Origin of the sequence: Dactylosporangium sp. NPDC000521, assembly GCF_042898305.1 — a bacterium.
Taxonomy (GTDB): Bacteria; Actinomycetota; Actinomycetes; order Mycobacteriales; family Micromonosporaceae; genus Dactylosporangium.
In genome coordinates, this window is the sequence record NZ_JBIAYW010000031.1 from 47,257 (window position 1) to 68,882 (window position 21,626).

The window sequence follows — 21,626 nt, forward strand, 5'->3', positions numbered from 1 at the left end:
ATGCCGATCCTGCGACAGCTCGACAACCTCGGCGGGCAGCTGGCGTTCTACCTGCGGGCGTTCGCCTGGACGCCGCGGACGATCCGGCGGTACAAGCGGGAGGTCCTTCGCCTGCTCGCCGAGGTGAGCTTCGGCACCGGAGCGCTCGCCGTCGCCGGTGGCACGGTCGGCGTCATCTGCTTCCTCACCTTCTTCACCGGCACGGAGGTCGGGCTGCAGGGATACCAGGCCCTCGACCAGATCGGCAGCAGCGCCTTCACCGGGTTCATCTCCGCGTACTTCAACACCCGGGAGATCTCGCCGCTCGTCGCGGCGCTGGCCTTGTCGGCGACCGTCGGCTGCGGCTTCACCGCGCAGCTCGGCGCGATGCGCATCTCCGAAGAGGTGGACGCCCTCGAGGTGATGGCCGTGCCGGCGCTGCCATTCCTGGTCACCACCCGGATGATCGCCGGTTTCATCGCGGTCATCCCGCTGTACGTGCTGGGCCTGCTCTCGAGCTACCTCGCCACCCGGACGATGGCGATCGTCTACTTCGGCCAGTCGGCCGGCACGTACGACTACTACTTCCACCTGTTCCTCCCGCCGGAGGACGTGCTGTGGTCCTTCGGCAAGGTGCTGGTGTTCAGCGTCATCGTCGTGCTGGTGCATTGCTATTACGGCTACACCGCCAGCGGCGGCCCGGCCGGAGTGGGCATAGCGGTCGGCCGTGCGGTACGCCTGGCGATCGTCTCGGTGAACGTCGTGGACTTCTTCCTGTCGCTGGCCATCTGGGGCGCGACCACCACGGTGCGGATCGCTGGATGAACGCGCGGCACAGGTTCCTGGGCCTCGCCTTCGTGGCGCTGCTCGGCGCGGCGCTCAGCCTCGCCGTGCTGCAATACCGCAAGGCGTTCGACGACACGACCTGGGTGACGCTGCGGGCGAGCCGAACGGGCATGCAGCTGAGCCCCGGCGCGGAGGTCAAGCTGCACGGCGTGGTCGTCGGCGAGGTGCGCACAGTCTCCAGCGACGGCGCCGGCGCCCGGCTGCGGCTCGCGCTCGACCCGGCGCTCGTGCCGCAGATCCCCGCCGACGTCAGCGCCCGGCTGCTGCCCAAGACGCTGTTCGGGGAGCGGTACGTCGCGCTGGTGCCCCCCGCGCAGCGGACCGGCCGCCCGATCCGCGACGGGGACGTGATCCCGCAGGACCGCAGCGCGAGCGGCGTCGAGCTGGAGCGCGTGCTCGACGACGCGTTGCCGCTGCTGCAGTCGATCCAGCCGGACAAGCTCGCGGCGACCCTGGGCGCGATCGCCACGGCCCTCGACGGCAAGGGTGACCAGCTCGGCGAGCACCTGGTTTCCCTGGACGGCTACCTCGCCGTGCTGAACAAGGACATGCCGCTGATCGCCGAGGACGTGCGCAGGCTCGCCAACGTCCTGGACGTCTACGACGGCGCGATGCCGGACCTGCTTGCCATCCTGCGCGACGCGTCGGTGACCGCCAGGACCGTCACGGACCAACGTACCCAGCTCGCCGCGTTCCTCGCCGACAGCACGGAGGCCGCCGACGTGACCCGGTTCTTCCTCGAACGCCACGGCGACCAGCTCATCCAGGTCGGTGACGTGAGCCGGCCGGTCCTGGAGCTGCTGGCCGCGTACGCGCCGGAGTATCCCTGCCTGATGCATGGCCTGGTGGCGCTGCAGCCGCGGGTGGAGCAGGTGTTCGCCTCCGGGCGGATGCGCATCACGCTGGAGATCACCCGCGACAACGGCAGGTTCGTGCCGGGCAGGGACGAGCCGGTGTACGGCGCGAGGAACGGCCCCGGCTGCCGGGGCCTGCCGGACCCGCACGTCCCCGCGCCGGAGACCCCGATCAACGACGGGTACGACTACGGTGCCGCCCGGCCCGGACCGTCGAAGCTGCCCGTCGGGCTGATCCCGGGCGCGGTCCCTGCGGCGCCGCTGCCCACCGCCGACGCCAGCACCGCCGAGGAGCGCAAGCTGCTGGAGCCGTTGCTGGGCGCGACGATGGGCGTGCCGCCCGCCGAGGTGCCGGACATCGCGGTACTGCTGTGGGGCCCGCTGCTGCGCGGAGCGGTGGTGAACGCGCCATGAACCGGACTGTGCTCGCACCGCTGGTGAAGCTGACCGTCTTCGCGGCCGTGACCGTGCTGCTGACCGCCCTGCTCGCACAGACGCTGGGCGCGTTCTCGACGGGGGGCACCAGCTACCGGGCCCGCTTCACCGACGTCACCGGGCTGCTCGTCGGCGACGACGTGCGCATCTCCGGCGTAAAGGTGGGCGAGGTCCGCGACATCAAGGTCGCCGGCAACACCGTCGCGGAGATCGCCTTCACCGTGGCCGACGACATCCCGCTGACGACGAGCGTCCGAGCGAAGATCCGGTACCGCAACCTGGTCGGCCAGCGGTACGTGGCGCTGAGCGAGGGACCGGGCGACGGCGTGCCGCTGCGGCCGTCCCAGGTCATCCCCGAGTCGCAGACGACCCCGGCGCTGGACCTGACAGTGCTGTTCAACGGCTTCCGGCCGTTGTTCACCGCACTGACCCCGCAGGCCGTCAACCAGCTCGCCTTCGAGATCATCCAGGTTCTGCAGGGCGAGGGCGGCACGATGGCGAGCCTGCTGCAGCGGACCGCCTCGCTGACCAACACGCTCGCCGACCGGGACGCGGTGATCGGCCGGGTCGTCACCAACCTCAACGCGGTACTGTCCACACTGGACGACCACAGCGGCGATCTCGACGTGACGATCAGCCAGCTGCAGCAGTTCGTGTCGGGGCTCGCGGCCGACCGGTTGGCGATCGGCGACGCCCTGGTGAACCTCGGCCAGCTGACCGGGGCGACCGCCTCGCTGCTCGGTGACGCGCGGCCGGCGATCGCCGCCGACGTGAACGCGCTCGGCACCCTGTCGGGCACGCTCAACGACAACGCCGCGGTCATCGACCGGACGCTCGGCGGGCTGCCGCAGCGGTATACCGCGCTGACCCGCGTTGCGTCCTACGGCTCGTGGTTCAACTTCTTCCTCTGCGACTTCGACGGCAACGTGAGCGTGGCCGGGGGCGGCGACCTCAACCCGGCCACCTTCAGCTCCCAGGCGGCGCGTTGCCGGCAACCGGGGGGTGGCGCGTGAAACCGTTCCGGGAACGCAATCCGGTCGTGGTCGGCGCGGTCAGCCTGGCCGTCCTGGCGGCGCTGATGCTCGGCGCGTTCCAGCTCGACGCGCTCGCGGCGCTGACCGCTCAGGGTTCGTACCGCGCGGCGTTCCGCGACGCCAGCGGGCTGGTCCCCGGCAACGAGGTCCGCGTCGCCGGGGTCCGCGTCGGCAAGGTCACCGGCGTCGACCTGGCGCAGGGCAACACCGGACCGTACGTGCGTGTGCGGTTCCGGCTGGAGGACCACGACGTGCGGCTGGGCACCCGCACCGGCGCGACGATCCGGATCAAGACCGTGCTGGGGCAGAAGTACCTGGCGCTCGCACCCGACGGGCCGGGCCGGCTCGCCGACGACGCCGAGATCCCGCTGGAGCGCACCGCCGGCCCGTTCGACGTGGTCCAGGCGGTGACCGGCCTGGCCGACACGCTCGGCTCGATCGACACCACCCAGCTGGCGAACGCGTTCACCACGCTGGCGCAGACATTCGCCGATACCCCGGCGAGTGTGCAGCTGTCGCTGGACGGGCTGTCGCGGCTGTCCAAGACGGTCGGCGACCGCGACGCCGAGCTGCGCGAGCTGCTTGCCCGCGCGCACAACGTCACCGGGGTGCTCGCCGCGCGCGACGAGGAGTTCCGCAAGCTCGTCACCGACGGAAACGCGTTGCTGGCCGAGGTCAGCCGCCGCAGGGACGCCATCCACGACCTGCTGGTCGGCACCAATGCGCTCGCGACGCAGCTGTCCGGCCTGATCGCCGACAACCGGCAGCAGCTGGAGCCGGCCCTGCGGCAGCTGCGCGGCGTGGTGGTCATGTTGCAACGCAACCGCGACAACCTCGAGCAGACCATCCAGAGGATGGGGCCGTTCGTCGACGCGTTCGCCAACGTGGTCGGCAACGGCCGCTGGTTCGACTCCTACGTCAGCGGGCTGCTCCAGCCGTACCAGCCGACGACGGGAGGCCGCTGAGATGCGCAGGCGTCGTCTCATCGCGGCGGGTGTGGTGCTCGCCGTCGCCGCGGCAGCAGCCGTCGTGTTCCCGGCCGGGCGGCCGCAACGGCGTCTCGTCGCGCATTTCAGCCGCACGGTCGGCATCCACGAGGGCTCATCGGTCAGGGTGCTCGGGGTGCGCATCGGCGAGGTGGTCTCGGTGACTCCGCAGGGCCGCACCGTCCGCGTGGAGATGCGGTACGACGCCGACCGGCGGATCCCGGCCGGCGCCCAGGCGCTGATCATCCCGCCCAGCGTCGTCAGCGACCGGTACGTGCAGCTCACCCCCGCGTACAGTGGTGGCGAGGCCCTGAGCGACGGCGCCGACGTGCCGGTGGAGCGCACGGCCGCGCCGATGGAGATCGACGACATCTACCGCGCGCTCGACGACTTCAACCGGGCGCTCGGGCCGGGCGGCGCCAACGCCGACGGCGCGCTCAAGGACCTCGTCGCTGCCGGTCGGGCGAATCTCGAGGGCAATGGCGACAACCTGCACGCCACGCTCGACGGGCTCGACCGCGCACTGTCCACTGTGGCCGACGGGCGGCAGGACCTCTTCGGCACGGTCGTCAACCTCCAGCTGTTCACCACCGCTCTCGCTGAGAGCGACCAGCAGGTGCGGGGGTTCAACCAGCAGCTCGCCGCAGTGGCCGGGCAGCTCGCCGGCGAGCGCGACGAGCTGGCCGCCGCCCTGCGCAGCCTCGCGGCGGCGCTGGGCGACGTCACCACGTTCATCCGGGAGAACCGCGACGCGCTGAAGTCCGATGTGGACGCCCTGGCCGACGTGACGGGCATCCTGGTACGGCAGCAGAAGGCGATCATCGAGATCCTCGACGTCACCCCGCTGGCTTTGTCGAACCTCAACCTGGCCTACAACGCCAGGTCGGGGACGCTCGACACGCGGGACAACGCGCTCGGGCCGTACGACCCGGCGAGCTACGTGTGCTCGGTCATGGTCGACCTCGTGCCGACGGCGCAGATCCCCAAGGAGTGCTTCGCACTCGCCCAGACCCTCAACGCCCGGGGACTGCCGATGACCGACCAGCTGCGCAAGCTTCTCGGCCTGCCGGCCGCCGCGAACGGCGCCGCGACGTCCGCCCAGCCGGCCGCGCCCGGACTGCCGGCACCACCTGGACTGCCCGAGCTGCCCGGTGTCACGCGGGACCTCACCCTCGGTGGCATCCTGGGAGGCACGCCGTGAAGCGCGCCGGACGGCACCTGGTCGCGGTGCTCGCCGGCGCGCTCCTCGTGGGTGGCTGCGGGCTGCCAGACGTCGCCGGGCTCCCGCTGCCGGGCGGGGCACCCGGCGGCGACGGGTACCACGTGACGGCCGAGTTCGCCGACGTCCTCGACCTGGTGCCGCAGGCTGCGGTGAAGGTCGACGACGTGACCGTCGGCAGCGTGGAGAAGATCTCGCTGTCCGGCTGGACGGCCCGCGTCCGGCTGCGGATCGCCCGGGACGTGCAGCTGCCCGCGAACGCGACCGCGGCGGTGCGCCAGACCAGCCTGCTCGGCGAGAAGTACGTGGCGCTCGACCCGCCGGCGACCGAGCCGCCGCGGGGCCGGTTGACCGACGGCGCGGTCGTGCCGCTGGACCGGACCCGGCGGGCGGCCGAGGTCGAGGAGGTGCTCGCCGCGCTGGGCATGCTGCTCAACGGCGGCGGCCTGGCGCAGCTCAAGACGATCAACGAGGAGCTGGCCAAGGCTCTCGACGGGCGCGAGCCGGCGGCGAAGGACGTGCTGCACCAGCTCGACACCTTCGTCGGCGGCCTGGACCAGCAGAAGGCCGACATCGTGCGCGCGGTCGACTCGCTCGACCGCCTGACCGGGCAGCTGTCCCGGCAGCGGGACGTCATCGGCACGGCGCTGGTCTCCCTCGCCCCGGGCCTGACCGTTCTCGAGGAGCAGCGGGAGCAGCTCACCCTCGCGCTGACCGCCCTGGGCGAGCTGGGCCGGGTCGGCACCCAGGTGGTCAACCAGAGCCGCGACGACACCCTGGCTTCCCTGCGCGCGCTCCAGCCGATCCTCGAACAGCTGGCGAAGGCGGGCGACGCGCTGCCGAAGTCCCTGGACTTCATGCTGACGTTCCCGTTCCCGCCCAACGTGACCGGCGCGATCGTCGGGGACTTCGTCAACCTCGGCGCGACCGCGGACCTCGACGCCCCGACGATCCTTTCGAACCTGCTCGTCGCGACCGCGCCGGCCGGTCCGGCGCCGGCGGCGACCGGTGGCGCACAACCGGGGAAGTCCAACCCGGCGACGGGTGGGAAGAGCCCGAAGCCGCCGGTCACCACGCCGCCGCTGCCGGGCGTACTGCCGCTGCCGTGCCTGCCGATCGGCGGGGTACTGCCGCCCGGTTGGCAGCCCCCGTCCGGCTGCGACCTGCCGAAGGACTGCACCCTGCTGCCGCCCGGCAGCGTCCCGCCGCCCGGCAGCCTGCTCCCGCCCGGCGGCATCGTGCCGCCCGGCACCGTCTTCCCGCCCGGAACGGTGCTGCCGCCCGGCACCGCACTGTCGCCCGGCTGCCTGCTGCCACCCGCGACCGGCGCCGTCACCGGGCGGCAGGGCGGGCTGCCCGACGTTCTCGGAGGAGGGCTGCTGCCATGATCCGACGCTCCGCCAAGCTGCAGGTCCTGGCGTTTCTCGTGATCGGGCTGGTCGGCGTCGTCTATGTCGGCGTCACGTACGTCGGGCTCGGCGACCGGCTCCTCGGCCGCGGGTACGTCGTCTATGCCGACTTCGCCGAGGCGGGCGGCCTCTTCGCCAACGCGCCGGTCACCTACCGCGGGGTGCCGGTCGGCCGGGTCGAGGCCGTCACGCTGCACGACGGCAATGCCCGGGCACGGCTGCGGCTGGACGGCGGCGTCCGGGTCGCGAGCGACACCCGGGCCGTCGTCGGACAGCGCTCCGCCGTCGGCGAGCAGTTCCTGGACCTTCGCCCGGCCACCGATGCCGGCCCGTACCTCCGGGACGGCTCGGTCATCCCGCGCAGCCGCACCGGCGTCCCACTGGCCCCCGAGACGCTGCTGGCCAACCTCGACGCGCTCGTGCGCTCCGTCGACCCGGCCGCCCTGTCCATCGTCATCGACGAGTTCGGCACCGCCTTCGAGGGCAACGAGCAGGCGCTGCGCCGCATCCTCGACGCCGGCGACCTGATCCTGCGGGAGGCGTCGGCGAGCCTGCCGCAGACGCTCACCCTGCTGCGCGACGGCCGCACCGTGCTCACCACCCAGGAGGAGTCCGCAGCGGCGATCCGGCAATGGGCGAGCGGACTGGCGCAGATCGCCGCGACACTGCGCTCGTCCGACCCCGACCTGCGGCGGCTCATCACCGATGCGCCACCCGCCGCCCGAGAACTCGTGACGCTGCTGGACGCGCTCGACCCCACGATCGGCACGCTGCTGGGCAACCTCGTGTCGGTCAACGGCGTCGCGGCGCGCCGCCTGCCCGGCATCGAGCAGATCCTCGTCGTGTATCCGATGGTGGTCGCCGGCGGCTTCACCGTCACGCCCGGGGACGGCACCGCCCACCTCGGTCTGGTGCTCAACGTCGACGACCCACCGCCCTGCAAGTACGGGCAGGGCACCCGCTGCGGCGCCGCCGACCAGGCCCAGGGCTCGAGCGTCCGGGGCACGAACAACGCACCGCGCCCGGGCGGCAGCGACCCACCACCGCCCGGCCCATCGGGCGGCACCGGCGGGTACGACCCGGCGTCCGGGTTGGCGTTGAGCACGGACGGCCACCCGCTGCTGTTCGGCACGACCGGCGGGCAGTACGAACTCGCCGGGGACCAGTCCTGGAAACAGCTCCTGCTCGCCGGGCTCACCCCGTAGCGCACCTTCGGATGGAGGCAGTTGTGTCCGCACCTGAGCACCCGACCCTGAAGCTCGTGCACGGCGGCGCGGCCGGGACAGAGCTCCCGCCGCGCAGCGTCCGGCGCCGCACGGCCACCCGCCGCACGCGGCGGCAGCGTGACCCGATCACCGCCGTCCTGCGACATCTCGACGAGGAGCCCGTCCTGTCCGACGACTCCCCGGCCCCACCGGACGCGCCCGAGTCCACGACCGAGTCCAGGACCGAGGCCACGACCGAGTCCACGGCGGAGCGGAAGCGCGCGCCGGAACCGGGTAAGCGTGTCAGGCCGCGACCGCACCGCCGCACGGTGCAGCGTCGCGAGCCGGCACCGCGCAGCCGGATCCGGTTCTCCCGGCCCGCGCTCAGCACCGTCGTCTTGGTGGTCGTCATGTGTGCGGCCGTCACAGGGGCGGGCGTCTTCGGCAGCCGCTGGTACGACGACCGGATGCTCGACCGCGCCCACCAGGAGGCCCTCGCCGCGGCGAAACAGACGACTGTCAACTTCGTCTCGGTCAGCGCCGCCAGCGTCGACCGCGACCTGCAGCGGATCGTCGCCGGCGCCACCGGCGACTTCCGCGACGAGTTCACCCGCGGCCAGACGCAGGTGCGGGCCGCGGTCGTGGAGAACAACGTCGAGTCGCGCGGGACGGTGCTCCGCGCAGCACTGGTCTCCGGCGACCGCAGCACCGCCGTCGTGCTGGTCGCCGTCGACGCGACCGTCCGCAACGCCAAGTCGCCGGAAGGGCGCGCCTCGCACTACCGCATCCAGGTCGACGTCGCCCACGACCGCGGATCGGGCCGCTGGCTCGTGTCCCGACTGCAGTTCGTCGGCTGAAGCAGGAGGTCCGTCATGCCGATGTTTCTGAAGGGGTACCGCAAGGGCGTCGTCGCGCTCGCCCTTGCCATCGCGCTGGGTCTGGGTGTCGCCGGCGCGGGCTGGTACCAGCACCAGCAGGCGCACCAGCGGGACGTGGCGGTCCGCCAGTCGCTCGCCGCCGCAACCGCCGCCGCGCAGGCGATCTTCTCGTACGACTACCGCAGCTTCGACACCAGCGTCGCGAACGCGCAGACGTTTGTGACCGGCCAGTTCGCCGACGAGTACGGCCGGACGACCGCCGCGCTCAAACCCAACGCAGTGTCGGAACAGGCAATCGTCCGCGCGGCCGTGTCCGCCTCCGGCGTCGTCAGCGCCGGCCCGGAACGCGTCGAGTTGTTGCTCTACCTCAACCAGTACCGTCGCAACACGAATATCACGGGTGAGAAGGTCGACCAGAACCGCGTGGTACTCACCATGGTGCCCGTCGACGGGGCGTGGAAGGTCTCGAACGCCATCGCCATCTGAGCGTCCGACCCACCGCCGGGCCGCTTCCCGTGCGGGCGTGCCGTTCGCTGGCGTGCCGTTCGCCGGTATGCCGTTCGCCGGTATGCCGTTCGCCGGTATGCCGTTCGCCGGTGTGCCGTTCGCCGGTGTGCCGTTCGCAGACGTGCCGTTCGCAGGCGTGCCGGACGGTGGACTGCCGAGCGCTGGCACCTACTGCCGGTCGCTTTGACGCCACGACCCCGGTGCAGCTCGGCGAGGAGCAAGGAAGCCCTGTCATCAGCTGATCTCCACGCTCTGGGCGATCTGGAGCAGGTCGGCATCGGTCAGCGGCGCGGACCTCGGATGGCGCTGCGGCGTCGGCATCTCAAGCAACAGGTACCCGGTGACATACACGGTTGCCACCGATTCGGTGCGCTGGAGCACGCCCGGGTGCCCGCGGACGATCACCGGCGTGCCGTCGACCCCCTCGCTGACGGGGTCGCGCCGCGCCGTCAGGCACCCCTGCATCTGCTGGTCGCGGGGCGGGCACCACGTCTCCACCCTCGTCCCGGTGCCGGTCATCGTGTATCCCTGCGGGACCAGTCCGATGCGCACCGTCCGCGGCAGTGTCATCGGCTTGCGCTGCAGGTGAGCCGCGACCTGAAGGGCGACCGCGCACGATGGCGTGGTGCCGACGTCGTCGGTGATGATGTTCAGCCATCGTGCGCCGTCCTGCCACGCCAGCAGGCACACGCGGATGCCCTCCTGTGGATACACGGCGGTGCGCCGCCGCCCCGGGATGCCGTTCACGTCGATGTCGGTCCATGACGGGTCGGTCGGGGGCGGGACCAGGTCGGGCACCGCGTCGGAGGCACTGATGGTGACCGAGCGGACGCGACCCCCGTCGGCGAACTGGTACGTCACGCTGGACTGGCCGGGGCGGATGCCCGAATCGATCTTCTTCGGCTGCGCCGGCAGCCAGCCGGGGCTGACCGCGAGGGTCAGGTCAATGTCGCCCGACGCCGGGACCAGCGCGACCGGAACCGCGCTCGGGCTGCCGCTCGGGCTGCCGCTCGGATCCACCACAGATGGACTGTCACGGTCGGGCCGGTTGAGCGAGAGCGGGACGGCGGCCGCCACCCCGAGGACAGCCAGCGCGCACAGGACCGCGCCGGTCGCCCGGCGCCTGCGGCGTCGCCGTGGGATCCCTTCGGAAATCATGGCGGCGGTACGCTCGGGCGGCGGGACGAATACCTCCCGCTCGGCGAACATCGCCCGCAGATCGTCGTCAATCATCAAGCACCACCCTTCCTGCCGGTCGACATCACGGAGTCGGTTGTGCGGCGCAGCTCCTCGATCGCCCGGAAGACCAGCGAGCGCACGGTGCTCAACGAGCAGCCCAGGATATCGGCGATGGACGCGTCGTCGAGATCTTCGTAGTAGCGCAGGACGACGGCGGCGCGCTGCCGGGCGGGCAGCTTCCCGAGACGGGCCCACAGCTCCGGACACGGTCGCCGACCCCTCGGCGACCACCACGACCCATCATGGGTGCTGCGGTCCGGGTGCTCCGAGTGACCGGCTGGTGTGGTGATTTGTGGTTTTCGGGTGATTAATCGGGTATATGCGTTAGCCCAGTTACTGGCCACAACCGAGGAGTCATGATGTCCGGATACCTCGCCGTGCGGAGCGTGGACATCAGCAACCCGCTGAGCAACATGCTCCGATCCGCGGCTGCCTTCCTTCCTCGGGCGATCGCGTTCATCGTCATCCTGATCGTCGGGTACCTGGTGGCTCGCCTGCTGCGCACGGCGGTCGACAAACTGCTGGAGCGCGCCGGCTTCGACCGGCTGGTGGAACGCGGCGGTCTCAAGACAGCCCTGGCGCGCTCCCGCTACGACGCCTCCGGCATCGTCGCGCAGCTCGTCTTCTACGCGGTGCTGCTGATCACCCTGCGGATAGCGTTCGACATCTGGGGCCCGAATGCGGTTTCCACGCTCATCTCGGCTGTGATCGCCTGGCTGCCGCGGCTCTTCGTCGCGATCCTGATCGTCGTGGTCGCCGCGGCGATCGCCTCCGCGGTGAGAGACATCGCGTCCACAGCGTTGGGCGGATTCTCCTACGGCCGCGCCGTGGCGAACATCGCCTCCGTGTTCATCCTCGGTATCGGCGTCATCGCCGCGCTCAACCAGATCGGGGTGGCGACCACTGTCACGACCCCGGTCCTGATCGCGGTTCTCGCCACCGTAGCCGGCATCTTGATCGTCGGCGTCGGCGGCGGGCTGGTGAAGCCGATGCAGGCGCGCTGGGACCGATGGCTGGACCGGGCGGAGACAGAGTCGGCCCGCCGCTCCGAACCCTCGACGGCATACACAGCGGGCCAGAGCGACGCCGAGCGGCTGATGGCAGAAAAGCCGCGGCCCGCCGCCACGCCGGTCGCCGCCGGCCAGCAGGCATCTTCGGCGTACCGCGACCAGTCCGGCCAGCGTGCCACCCGCCCGCCGTCGCCACCGTCCGCGCCGGACGACGCCACGCGGGCCGTGCCGCCACAGACCGGTCAACGGCCCCCAACGGCCCGGTAGCGCGGGTGCTCGACCGCGGCGGTGGTTGCGGCCCTCCCGAGCCGTGCCACCGCCGTTCGTGTGAGCGTCAACCCGGCAGGCCTGCGGGACTGCCGGGGTTGCCGGGTCCGGCGGATCGTCCCGGACTCGCCCGGTCGGCCAGTCGGTCGGTAGCCGAACGGTCATGATGCCGGTAAAGGACCAGTTGCGGCCTTTTCGCCCCGGTACGGCCGCTCTATGGTCGTACTTCATGAGTATCCCCACCTCGAACCTGGGCGCCGACCACGCGACCGTGCAGCTGCTGCTCGACCGCCTCCACCGACGGATCGGCGCCGCCGGCCTCGCGGCAGCAGCTGCGATTCCCGGCCTGTCGGCGCAGGTCGACCAGCACGCAGCCGAGGTGCGGGACCTGCTCGGCATCCGCGGCCGTCGGCCGACGCTCGCAGCACTGGCCAGCTACGCCGACGGACTACTGGACGGGGCGATCGACCGCGGATGGCAGCCGCCGCAGCACGATCTGGCCGGTTGGGTCGGCGCGGACGGTGTGACGGTCCGGCTTGTCGCGCTGTGCGCCTTGGCCCGCAGCGCCATGGCCTAACGGCAGAAGCAGCGCGTCTACACCCGTCCGGCCGCGCCGCCTCTGCGACGCCGGCCTCGCGCACCCCGATGTGTTGCGCTTCGTGGCCTGGCGCCAGCTCGAGCGCGGCGACCCGGCCGCCCGGCGAGCTTCCACCACCGCTGCGATGGCCGAGAAGGTCGCCCTGATCGCGCGTCCCCACTCACCACCGCCTTTGCGCCAGAGCCGAATTGGTCCTGCTGGCACGGCCTGCCCGGCCGTTTCCACCGAGCGGGAATCGTTGCGTGGCTTCCCTCACAGCCGGGCCTACCGTCTGCCCACAGGCATCTCGAACGGGCCCCGCTCGAGACGCATGATCGACCGGCTTTGGGGGGCGCGGTCCTGGAGAAGTGGAGAGCCCAACGTGAAGCGACAAGAACTCAAGATTCTCGGCGCCTCGGCCGTCGGCACGGCCTTCGAGTGGTACGACTTCTTCTTGTACGGGGCACTCGTACCGATCATCGGTGCGAAGTTCTTCGGGCAGTACGGCACCGCGGCGCAGACCGTATTCGCGCTGCTGACGTTCGCCGTCGGGTTTGTCTTCCGACCTGTTGGCGCGCTCATCTTCGCCCGGCTCACCGACCTCATCGGCCGCAAGGTCGTCTTCATGATCACGCTTGTACTGATGGGAGTGTCGACGCTGGTGGTCGGCCTGCTGCCCACGTCGGAGCAGATCGGCGTCCTGGCGCCGATCCTGTTGCTGACGTGCCGGATCCTGCAGGGCCTCGCCGTCAGTGGCGAGTTCGGCGCGGCTGTCACGTACGTATCGGAGTACGCGCCGAGGAGCCAGCGTGGGTTCTTCGTCGGCTGGCTGACCGGGACGACCGCGCTGGCCTTGAGCTTGTCACTCGCGGTGCAGATCGGCGTCGAGGCGATCGTCGGCTCCGCGGCGTACAGCGAATGGGGCTGGCGGGTGCCGTTCCTCATCTCCGCCGTCCCGCTGGCGCTGTCGGTGTGGATCCGCTCGAAGCTGGACGAGAGTCCGTTGTTCACGCAGATGAAGGCGGACGGCACACGATCCAAGGCACCCCTGCGTGAGGCCTTCGGCTCATGGCAACGGGTCCGGATGATCGCGATCGTGTTCGTGATGGCGTCGGCCCAGTCATTCATCGGCTACCTCTCGACGGTGTACCTGCTCACCACGATGAAGGTCAACCTGAAGGTCGACTCGTTCACGGTGAACTGCATCTTCATGGGCGCCATGCTGATCGGCTTCTTCTTCTGCGTGTTTGCCAGCTGGCTTTCTGACCGGGTCGGCCGCCGCCCCGTCCTGTTCGCGGGGCTCGGCCTGGCCGCGCTGACGGTGTTCCCCATCACCAGCGCGATCACCGGTGCCACCAACCCGGCGCTCGAGCACGCCCGGAGCAACGTCACGGTCGTGATCCACGCCAACCCGCAGGACTGCTCGTTCCAGTTCGACCCGACCGGCACGACGAAGTTCACCAGCGACTGCGACCGCGCCCGCAAGGTGCTGCAGGCGTACTCGGTGGAGTTCAGCCGCGCCGACGTCGACGGGCCGACCAGCGTGCTCGTCGACCAGACCGAGGTGGCGGGCGGCCCGACGCTGGAGAAAGACCTGGTCAAGGCGATCGGCGCGGCCGGCTATCCGATCGACGGTTCGGCCACCACGATCAGGGTCAGCAGCGTGCTCGACTACTTCAGCTGGCCCGTGGTCAAGGTGTCCCTCCTGCTGCTGGTCCTGGTCGCCTGTGCGCAGTTGGCGCAGGGACCCGCGTCCGTCGCGATGGCCGAGGTGTTTCCGACCCGGATTCGCGCCACCGCTCTGGCGGTCCCGTACCAGCTCGGCGTCGGTGTCTTCGGCGGCCTGCTGCCGGCGACGATGGTGGCGATCGGCTCGCAGTCCGGCAGTCTCACCACCGCGCTGTGGTACCCGGTGGTCGCCATGGGCATCGGCCTGGTGATCCTGCTGTTCACGCTGCCCGAGACCAAGGGTGTCGCGCTCAGCGAGGTCAAGCTGGACGAGCCCGATCGGGCCGGCGACGTACCGGCAACCCGGCACTGACGGGGGTCCGGTGCCGATCATCGACGTGTCGTTGCTGCGCGGCCGCTCGGACGCGCAGCTTCGGCAGCTCATCCAAGCACTGCACGACGCGGTCGTGGACACGCTGGCGGTCCCGCCCGACTCGGTCCGCATCCTGGTGCGCGAGGTCGACCCGCGGATGTGGGGATCCGGCGGTACGACCATCGCCGAGCGGAGGGCGAACCCGGGTCAGTGACCACGGCTCAGTCCCGGAACCGCGTGGTGCTCCAGCCGCCGCAGACCGGGATCGTGACGCCGGTGACGAACGCGGCGTCGTCGGAGGCGAGGAACGCGATCACATGCGCCACGTCGGCGGGCACACCAACGCGTGGCAGTGGTCGCGACCTCGTCACCAGATCATCGAAGAGACCGTCGGTGATCTTGCCTCGGGTCGCCGGTGTGGCGATCAGGCCCGGCGCCACCGCGTTCACCCTGACGTTGTGCCGGCCGCCGTCCGCCGCCATCTGCCGGGTCAGACTGCTCACGGCACCCTTCGCCGCCGAGTACGGCGCCGAGCCCCGCACGCCGACCAGGGCGAATGTCGAGGAGGTGTTGACGATCGAGCCGCCCGCGTCGCCGAACACCGACATCGCCTGCCGGCTCATCGTGAACGTCGTCGTCAGGTTCATCCGCAGGAAGAACTCGAAGTCGTCGTCGGTGGTCGCGGTCGCCGACGCGTCACCGCCCTTGCCGGCGACGTTGGCGAGCACGCTGGGCGGCCCGAGCTCGCCGGCGCAGTGCGCGAACACCCGCTCCGCCGCACCCGAGACGGTCAGGTCCTGCGCGAACACCCGGATGTCCAGGTCGCGCGATCCCGCCTCGGCGCGCAACGACGCCAGCCCGGCGCCGTCGAGGTCGACGGCGAGCACGGCGGCGCCGCGGGCGGCGAACACCAACGCGGTCTCCCGGCCGATACCCGAGGCGGCCCCGGTCACGATCGCCGTCTTGCCCGCAAGTTGCTGACTGCTCATGGTTGCTCCCATCGCTGCGAGTGCGGTGTGCACGAAACGCAGCATGCGGCCGCGGTGACCAAGAGGACAGGACCGGTTCCCATTGTCCGAGAACGAGCGATGGTCTCACCCCGGTCGACGGTGGCACGGTGAGGCGTGACCGATGAGGGAGGAATCAGCATGGACCGGTCCATCGACCCCGGCGTGGCAGGCCTGCGCGTGTCGGTTCCGGCGGCGGGCGTGGCGATGGTCGAGCTGGACCGGCCGGCGCGCCGCAACGCCCTGGACCGCGCGATGCTCGACGGGCTGCCACTCGTACTGCGCGGGCTGGACGCCGACGACGAGGTCCGGGTGATCGTGCTCACCGGCGCGGGAGGCTCGTTCTGTGCGGGCGGCGACCTGGACGTCATCGGCGACCTGGTCGGGGAGTCACCACAGCAGGCCAGGCAGCGCATGGCGCGTGAGTTCTCCTCGACGAACGTGCTCGCGTCGTCGGACAAGCCGACGATCGCCGCGATCGAGGGTGCCGCGGTGGGCGCCGGGATGGGCCTCGCACTGGCTTGTGACGTGCGGCTGGGCAGCGAGACCGCCCGCTTCTCCAGCCCCTTCGTCAAGATGGCGCTCGTCCCCGACTTCGGGGTCTCGTGGCTGCTGGCGCAGGCGGTGGGCGCCGGGCGCGCGGCCGAGATCGCCCTGACCGGACGGACGATCCTCGCCGCGGAGGCGCTGCGCATCGGACTGCTCGATTCGATCGTCGACGACCCCGTGGCCGCCGCGGTCGCGAAGGGAGAGCTGCTCGCGGCCGCCCCGCCGCAGGTGTGCAGGGCGACCAAGCGGCTCATCCGCGCAGCCGGGGGCCGCAGCCTGGACGAGGCCATCGAACTCGAGATCGACGAGCAGATCCTCGCCCTCCGTCACGAGGAGTTCGACCGCCGGTGGCGCGCCTGGTCCGAGCAGATCCGCCGCCGGTGACCAGGCGAATCAGGCGACCCGGGCGATCCGGGCGATCCGGGTGATACGGTCAGGCGGCGGTGAGGGTGACCGATCCCAGCCGGCCGAACTCGGCCACCACGTGGTCGCCGGCGTGCAACTCGACGGCGTCGGTGAGACCACCGGTGTAGACCAGCCAGCCCGGCTGCAGCGCGATGCCACGCTCGGCCAAGGCGTTGGCGGCGAGCGCGAGCGCCTCGGCCGGGTGGCCCTGTACGGCGGCGCCGGTGGCGGTATGCACGATTTCTCCGTTGACGTGCAGGACGCACGGCTCTACGGCGAGGTCGAGGGCCGACGGCGGGATGCCGAGCGCGCCGGTGACGAGCCTTCCGGACGACGCGTTGTCCGCCACGACGTCGCCGAGGCGGAAGTCGAAGTTCCGGAAGCGGCTGTCGATCACCTCGATGCCGGCGTGGACCGAGCGGACCGCCGCGAGCGCGGTCGCGGCCGTGGCGCCCGGCGCTTCGACCGCCGAGTCCAGGATGAAGACGATCTCCGGCTCGACCCTGGGGTGGATCATGTCGCCGAGGACGACCGGGGTGTCCTGCGGCAGCGCCATGGCATCGGTGAGCCAGGCGGTGAGGGGTGAACGCACGCCCATCCGTTCCTGCTTGGCCTTCGAGGTGAGACCCAGCTTGATGCCGCAGATGTGCTCGCCACGCATCTGGCGGATCGCCAGCGTCTTGTCCTGGACCTGATAGGCGATCTCGAGGTCCAGCTCCGGCCACACCTTGCTGAAGCGGTCGAGCTCCTCGCGCCGGTTCTCGGCGTCGATGAGGGCCTGTGCCGCGCTGGGCACGGTCCATCTGACGGTCATGCTGATCCTTCCGCTCTGTTGCGGGTACCCACCCGGCTGGTCAACGTCGTCGTAAGACTGCCCAGCGTGGTGAACGACGCGGTCACCGTGGCACGGCCGGCGACGGCCGCAGGCGGCACCAGGGGACCGACCAGCGCGACCGTGCCGGGTTCGAGCGCACCGCCCCCGCGGCTCACCTCGCGGGCGAGCTGGGCGGCCAGTGCCAGCGGCGGGCCGACGGCCGCCGCCACGCCCGTGCCGGTGAGACGCCCGCCCAGGTACATCACGGCGCCTTCCAGCCGGGTGTCCCAGGAGCGCAGCGGCACCAGGCGCGAACCGAGAACCACCGCGGTGCCGCCGTCCGCGGCCGGGCCGGCCGTGGCGGGCCGGGCGTCGAGCACCACGAGCGCAGGCAGCCCGAAGGCGACCGCGGCGGCGACGTCGGCGACGTGGGTGTCCGGACCGGCCAGACGCCGACCCAGTACCAGGGCGAGGTACGGCGCGACTGTCGGCGCGCCGTACCCGTCGACACTCACCTGGGACCATTCCGGGTGGAACGCGGACCCGGCGAGGCGGCTCGGCACGGTCGTACCGTCGACGAGATAGCCCGCCGCGGAGCGAACCGGCACCTGATCGAGGGCTTCGTTCATCGTTGGCTTCCTGAGCGACGCATGGTCGCATGCTGCGGTCCTGCTCCGCCGCTCGGCTACGCCTGGCTTCCACTGACCGGGAACCTCTGCCCGTTTCCGGTCAATGGAAGCCGGCGGTTGCTGGGCGCCGACGGGTCGCCGAAGGTTGCGTCATTCAACGATGCGAGCTGTCAACGGAGGAGACGCGACCATGGAGTCGTTTGGCCATGTCATCGGCGGCGAGGAGGTCGAGTCGCGGGACGGCGCGACGTTCGAGTCGGTCGATCCGTGGGAGCGGACCGGATGGGCCACGGTGGCGCTCGGCTCCCCGGCGGACGCGGACCGTGCGGTAACCGCGGCGCGTGCGGCGTTCGACAACGGGCCGTGGCCTCGGCTGAGCCTCGCCGAGCGCGGAAGGATCCTGCATCGGCTCGCCGATCTGGTCGAGGCGAACGCGGTCGAGCTGGCCACGGCCGACACGACGGACATGGGCAAGCCGATCAGGGAGACGCTCGGCCATGACGTTCCGCGTGCCGCGCAGAACCTCAGGTTCTTCGCGGACCACTCGACGGTGACGGCCGCTGAGAGCTTCCCGATGGCCACCGGTCATCATGCCTACACGCAGTACGACCCGGCCGGTGTCGTGGCGGCGATCGTGCCGTGGAACTTTCCACTCATGATGGCGACGTGGAAGGTCGCGCCGGCGCTCGCGTGGGGCAACACCGTGGTGCTCAAGCCGGCCGAGCAGTCGCCGGCCTCAGCGACCCTGCTGGCCCGGCTGGCCCTCGACGCCGGGCTGCCACCGGGCGTGCTCAATGTCGTCCACGGCTACGGTCCGGGGTCGGTCGGTCAGGCCCTCACCGAGTCGCCCCAGGTCGACCGGATCACGTTCACCGGTGAGACCACTACCGGGCGCGCCATCTCCCGTGCCGCCGCCGAGAACCTGACTCCGGTCAGCCTGGAGCTCGGCGGCAAGGGCGCGAACATCGTGTTCGACGACTGCGATATCGACCGTGCGGTGCACTGGTCGATCAGAGCGATCTTCAGCAACAGCGGCCAGGTGTGCCTCGCCGGTAGCCGGCTCTACGTGCAGCGTGGCGTGCTGGACACCTTCCTGCGGCGCTTCACCGAAGCAGCGGAACGCCTGGTGATCGGCAACCCCAAGGAGCGCTCGACCGAGCTCGGCCCGTTGTCGTCGGAAGAGCACTTCCGGAAGGTCGCCGGCTACCTCGACGTCGCCGCCGCCGAGGGAGCCCGGGTGCACACCGGCGGCATCGGTGACGGCTGGACGATCCGCCCGACGATCGTGGTCGGCGCCGGCCAGCGCGCCCGCATCACTCAGGAGGAGGTGTTCGGGCCGGTGGTCGTCGTCCTGCCCTTCGACGACGAGCAGGAGGCGGTCGCCGCCGCCAACGACACGCCGTACGGCCTGAACGCGATGCTGTTCACGCGGGACCTGTCCCGGGCCCACCGGGTCTCCCGGGCCCTGCGGGTCGGAACGGTGTGGACCAACTGCTTCTTCGTGCGCGACCTGCGGGCACCGTTCGGCGGCGCGAAGAACTCCGGTGTCGGCCGCGAGGGCGGCGTCTTCAGCCGCGACTTCTTCACCGAGCCGAAGGCGGTCGTCATGGAGATCGCCGACGCCTGAGCCAAGATTACGTTCGAGCAGTTCCAGCCAGTCAGGAACGGATCAGGAGACGATATGACCATCCGTGCGGTGCAGACCCGCAAGGCGCCGACCGTGGGCTTCTCGGCGACGACCGCGGCGCCACTGTCGCAGGCGGTGGTGCACGGCGACACCATCTACTGCTCCGGCACCGGACCGCTGGACCCGGAGACCCGAACGATCGTCTCTGACGACTTTGCGGAGCAGGTCGCCCAGACGCTGACCAACTTGGTGGCGGTCGTCGAGGCCGCCGGCGGGACCAAGGCGAGTATCTTGAAATGCACCTGCTACCTGCGCCACGTCGAGCACTTCGAGTCGTTCAACGCCGAGTACCGGCGGTTTTTCGCGGACAATCCGCACTTTCCCGCCCGTACCACGGTGATCGCCAGCCCGCACCGCGCCGGTGTCCTGGTCGAGGTTGAGTGCATCGCTGCGGTGGAACGGTGACGGCGTGAGCAACCAGCCGGCTGACCTGCTGCTGACCGGCGGCCGCGTGGTCACGCTCGACCGGGCCGGCACGGTCGCGCAGGCCGTGGCGGTCAGCGGCGCCACGATCCGGGCGGCCGGGTCGAGCGAGGATCTCGCGGCGCTCGCCGGCCCGGCCACCCGGGTCGTCGACCTCGCCGGCCGGACGGTGATCCCCGGCCTCATCGACTCGCACTGCCACTTCGAGGACGCCGGGATGGACCGTGACACCGTCCCTTTCGACGGTGTCACGACGATGGCCGAGGCGCTGCGCCGCATCGCGGCCAAGGCGAGCGCGCTCGGGCCCGGCTCCTGGGTCCGCGGCCAGATCTGGAACCCGGTACTTCAGCTCGCCGAGCGGCGAGCGCCGACCCGCCACGAGCTCGACGTCGCCGCCTCGGGCCGGCCGGTCTTCCTGCCGATGGGGCACAGCGCCGCAGTGAGCACCGCGGCGCTGGCGAGCGCCGGGCTCGACGAGCACACCCGGTACGGCGAGGGAATCGTCGCGCGGGAGCCGTCGGGACACCCCAGTGGCCTGCTGATCGAGGACGGCGTGGCGCTTGTGGCGCGGGTCGTGCCGCCCTGGACGGACGAGCAGCGGTCGCGCCAGCTCCTCGACGCCATGGCCGTGCTCAACTCCTGGGGCATCACGTCGGTGGTCGGCGGCGCGATGACGCCACGCGACGTCGACCTGTTGGCGGAGCTGGCCCGACACGGCCGGTCGTCGGTGCGCGTCGCGGCCATGCTGATGCCGACCGGCGAGCTGAATCCGTCGGTCGACCTCGACGAGTGGTCCGCTCTGTTGCACGGGCGCAAGCGCGCCTCGGCGTCGGACTGGCTGATCGAGCGCGGGGTCAAGCTGCAACTCGACGGTGGCATGACCCTCGGGACGGCCGCCACGCGCGAGGCCTACGACGGCCGGCCGGACTACCGCGGCGAGCTGATCGCGGATCCGCGGCGGTTCACCGACCTGGTCCGCATCGCGCACCGGCATGACTGGCCGGTCGGCGTCCACGCCGTCGGTGACGCCGCCATCGACCTGGCGCTCGACACGTTCGAGCGGATCCCGGCCGCCGCCCTGCCGGCCGTCCTGATCCACGCCAGCCTGATCCAGCCCGATCAGGCGAAGCGGGCAGCCGCGCTCGGGGTGATGGTGGCGGCCCAGACACCGTTTCTGTGGAAGAACTCCGGCGTCATCGCCGGGCACCTCGGCCGGCAGCGCGCCGAGCGCGCGGTACCGTTGCGCACCCTGGTCGATACGCTCGGCATGGATGGCGTCGCGGCCGGAACGGATTACCCGATCAACGGCCTGAACCCGTTCCAGAACCTGTACGCCATGACCACCCGCCGGGATCTCCACGGCGGATCGACCGGCGCGGAACAGGCGGTCAGCCGATCCGAGGCGCTGCGCCTGTACACCATGTCGGGTGCGGCGCACACCGGGGAGCAGGGACGCAAAGGGGCGATCACGCCGGGACGCCTCGCCGACCTCGTCGTGCTCGACACCGACCCGCTGACGGCCGACGACGCGGCCCTGCTCGAGACCCGGCCGCTGCTCACGATCGCCGGTGGCCGGGTCGTCTTCGACGTCGGCCACGAGCTCAGCTAGACCACCCAGGAAGGGAG

At 71.2% G+C, this 21,626-nt stretch carries 22 protein-coding genes and 2 pseudogenes; 19 read left to right on the forward strand and 5 right to left on the reverse strand.

The genetic code is table 11. The features are described 5' to 3' along the window. Genes ACFY3L_RS49280 through ACFY3L_RS49325 form a run of 10 tightly spaced genes read left to right on the forward strand, consistent with a single transcriptional unit; the run spans position 1 to position 9,539 of the window. Positions 1-804 carry an MlaE family ABC transporter permease gene (locus ACFY3L_RS49280; protein WP_389341029.1) on the forward strand — a complete coding sequence of 268 codons (804 nt, stop codon included), beginning with the start codon at positions 1-3 and terminating at the stop codon, positions 802-804. After that, positions 801-2,093 (forward strand): MCE family protein, encoded by a 1,293-nt coding sequence (locus ACFY3L_RS49285; protein WP_389341032.1) that lies wholly within the window; start codon positions 801-803, stop codon positions 2,091-2,093. The genes ACFY3L_RS49280 and ACFY3L_RS49285 overlap by 4 nt, the downstream gene beginning before the upstream one ends. Beyond that, positions 2,090-3,127, forward strand: a complete 1,038-nt coding sequence (locus tag ACFY3L_RS49290; protein ID WP_389341035.1) for an MCE family protein — start codon at positions 2,090-2,092, stop codon at positions 3,125-3,127. Before ACFY3L_RS49285 ends, ACFY3L_RS49290 begins: the two co-directional genes overlap by 4 nt. Next, the gene (locus ACFY3L_RS49295; RefSeq protein WP_389341038.1) at positions 3,124-4,113 is read left to right on the forward strand and encodes an MCE family protein; all 990 of its coding nucleotides are present in this window, start codon (positions 3,124-3,126) and stop codon (positions 4,111-4,113) included. The genes ACFY3L_RS49290 and ACFY3L_RS49295 overlap by 4 nt, the downstream gene beginning before the upstream one ends. Before the next feature lies 1 nt (position 4,114). Continuing rightward, positions 4,115-5,335, forward strand: coding sequence for an MCE family protein (locus ACFY3L_RS49300; RefSeq protein ID WP_389341041.1), 1,221 nt, complete (start codon positions 4,115-4,117; stop codon positions 5,333-5,335). Beyond that, complete coding sequence (locus tag ACFY3L_RS49305) at positions 5,332-6,741, forward strand: MCE family protein (protein WP_389341044.1); 1,410 nt, start codon at positions 5,332-5,334, stop codon at positions 6,739-6,741. The genes ACFY3L_RS49300 and ACFY3L_RS49305 overlap by 4 nt, the downstream gene beginning before the upstream one ends. Next, complete coding sequence (locus tag ACFY3L_RS49310) at positions 6,738-7,967, forward strand: MCE family protein (RefSeq protein ID WP_389341047.1); 1,230 nt, start codon at positions 6,738-6,740, stop codon at positions 7,965-7,967. Before ACFY3L_RS49305 ends, ACFY3L_RS49310 begins: the two co-directional genes overlap by 4 nt. Positions 7,968-7,990: 23 nt before the next feature. Further along, positions 7,991-8,824: a hypothetical protein gene (locus ACFY3L_RS49315; protein ID WP_389341050.1), complete on the forward strand. Its 834-nt coding sequence runs from the start codon at positions 7,991-7,993 to the stop codon at positions 8,822-8,824. Positions 8,825-8,839: 15 nt separating this feature from the next. Continuing rightward, positions 8,840-9,331, forward strand: coding sequence for a hypothetical protein (locus ACFY3L_RS49320; protein ID WP_389341053.1), 492 nt, complete (start codon positions 8,840-8,842; stop codon positions 9,329-9,331). Positions 9,332-9,383: 52 nt separating this feature from the next. After that, positions 9,384-9,539 (forward strand): hypothetical protein, encoded by a 156-nt coding sequence (locus tag ACFY3L_RS49325; protein ID WP_389341056.1) that lies wholly within the window; start codon positions 9,384-9,386, stop codon positions 9,537-9,539. 47 nt (positions 9,540-9,586) lie between these two features. On the opposite strand, the gene ACFY3L_RS49330 is transcribed toward ACFY3L_RS49325, so the two are convergent. Both ACFY3L_RS49330 and ACFY3L_RS49335 read right to left on the reverse strand, forming a co-directional pair. Then, the gene (locus ACFY3L_RS49330; protein ID WP_389341059.1) at positions 9,587-10,585 is read right to left on the reverse strand and encodes a hypothetical protein; all 999 of its coding nucleotides are present in this window, start codon (positions 10,583-10,585) and stop codon (positions 9,587-9,589) included. Then, positions 10,585-10,935: an RNA polymerase sigma factor gene (locus ACFY3L_RS49335; protein WP_389341062.1), complete on the reverse strand. Its 351-nt coding sequence runs from the start codon at positions 10,933-10,935 to the stop codon at positions 10,585-10,587. The genes ACFY3L_RS49330 and ACFY3L_RS49335 overlap by 1 nt, the downstream gene beginning before the upstream one ends. 15 nt (positions 10,936-10,950) lie before the next feature. Here ACFY3L_RS49335 and ACFY3L_RS49340 point away from each other — a divergent pair, with 15 nt between their 5' ends. From ACFY3L_RS49340 to ACFY3L_RS49360, 5 genes and pseudogenes are all read left to right on the forward strand, one after another. Next, positions 10,951-11,868: a hypothetical protein gene (locus ACFY3L_RS49340; protein WP_389341161.1), complete on the forward strand. Its 918-nt coding sequence runs from the start codon at positions 10,951-10,953 to the stop codon at positions 11,866-11,868. Between the two features lie 229 nt (positions 11,869-12,097). Next, positions 12,098-12,445: a DUF6401 family natural product biosynthesis protein gene (locus ACFY3L_RS49345; protein WP_389341065.1), complete on the forward strand. Its 348-nt coding sequence runs from the start codon at positions 12,098-12,100 to the stop codon at positions 12,443-12,445. Further along, positions 12,405-12,608: pseudogene (locus ACFY3L_RS49350) on the forward strand (hypothetical protein); the annotation flags it as partial. The gene ACFY3L_RS49345 and the pseudogene ACFY3L_RS49350, both read left to right, overlap by 41 nt. Positions 12,609-12,776: 168 nt before the next feature. Continuing rightward, positions 12,777-13,802 (forward strand): annotated as a pseudogene (locus tag ACFY3L_RS49355) (MFS transporter); the annotation flags it as partial. A 694-nt stretch (positions 13,803-14,496) separates the two neighbouring features. Beyond that, positions 14,497-14,700: a 4-oxalocrotonate tautomerase family protein gene (locus ACFY3L_RS49360; RefSeq protein ID WP_389341068.1), complete on the forward strand. Its 204-nt coding sequence runs from the start codon at positions 14,497-14,499 to the stop codon at positions 14,698-14,700. Between the two features lie 7 nt (positions 14,701-14,707). On the opposite strand, the gene ACFY3L_RS49365 is transcribed toward ACFY3L_RS49360, so the two are convergent. Then, positions 14,708-15,475 (reverse strand): SDR family NAD(P)-dependent oxidoreductase, encoded by a 768-nt coding sequence (locus tag ACFY3L_RS49365; protein ID WP_389341071.1) that lies wholly within the window; start codon positions 15,473-15,475, stop codon positions 14,708-14,710. 159 nt (positions 15,476-15,634) lie between these two features. On the opposite strand from ACFY3L_RS49365, the gene ACFY3L_RS49370 reads away from it, so the two are divergent. After that, positions 15,635-16,426 carry an enoyl-CoA hydratase/isomerase family protein gene (locus ACFY3L_RS49370; RefSeq protein ID WP_389341074.1) on the forward strand — a complete coding sequence of 264 codons (792 nt, stop codon included), beginning with the start codon at positions 15,635-15,637 and terminating at the stop codon, positions 16,424-16,426. Positions 16,427-16,475: 49 nt separating this feature from the next. On the opposite strand, the gene ACFY3L_RS49375 is transcribed toward ACFY3L_RS49370, so the two are convergent. Together ACFY3L_RS49375 and ACFY3L_RS49380 are read right to left on the reverse strand one after the other, a co-directional pair. Next, the gene (locus ACFY3L_RS49375; protein ID WP_389341077.1) at positions 16,476-17,261 is read right to left on the reverse strand and encodes a 2-keto-4-pentenoate hydratase; all 786 of its coding nucleotides are present in this window, start codon (positions 17,259-17,261) and stop codon (positions 16,476-16,478) included. Further along, positions 17,258-17,890, reverse strand: coding sequence for a hypothetical protein (locus tag ACFY3L_RS49380; protein WP_389341080.1), 633 nt, complete (start codon positions 17,888-17,890; stop codon positions 17,258-17,260). The genes ACFY3L_RS49375 and ACFY3L_RS49380 overlap by 4 nt, the downstream gene beginning before the upstream one ends. Positions 17,891-18,080: 190 nt before the next feature. On the opposite strand from ACFY3L_RS49380, the gene ACFY3L_RS49385 reads away from it, so the two are divergent. The 3 genes from ACFY3L_RS49385 to ACFY3L_RS49395 are packed head-to-tail and all read left to right on the forward strand — an operon-like array spanning position 18,081 to position 21,609. Continuing rightward, entirely contained in the window at positions 18,081-19,517 is a 1,437-nt protein-coding gene (locus ACFY3L_RS49385) for an aldehyde dehydrogenase (RefSeq protein ID WP_389341083.1), read from the forward strand. A 54-nt stretch (positions 19,518-19,571) separates the two neighbouring features. Then, positions 19,572-19,982 carry a RidA family protein gene (locus tag ACFY3L_RS49390; RefSeq protein ID WP_389341086.1) on the forward strand — a complete coding sequence of 137 codons (411 nt, stop codon included), beginning with the start codon at positions 19,572-19,574 and terminating at the stop codon, positions 19,980-19,982. Positions 19,983-19,986: 4 nt separating this feature from the next. Further along, positions 19,987-21,609 carry an amidohydrolase gene (locus tag ACFY3L_RS49395; protein ID WP_389341089.1) on the forward strand — a complete coding sequence of 541 codons (1,623 nt, stop codon included), beginning with the start codon at positions 19,987-19,989 and terminating at the stop codon, positions 21,607-21,609. The last annotated feature ends 17 nt before the right edge of the window (positions 21,610-21,626 follow it).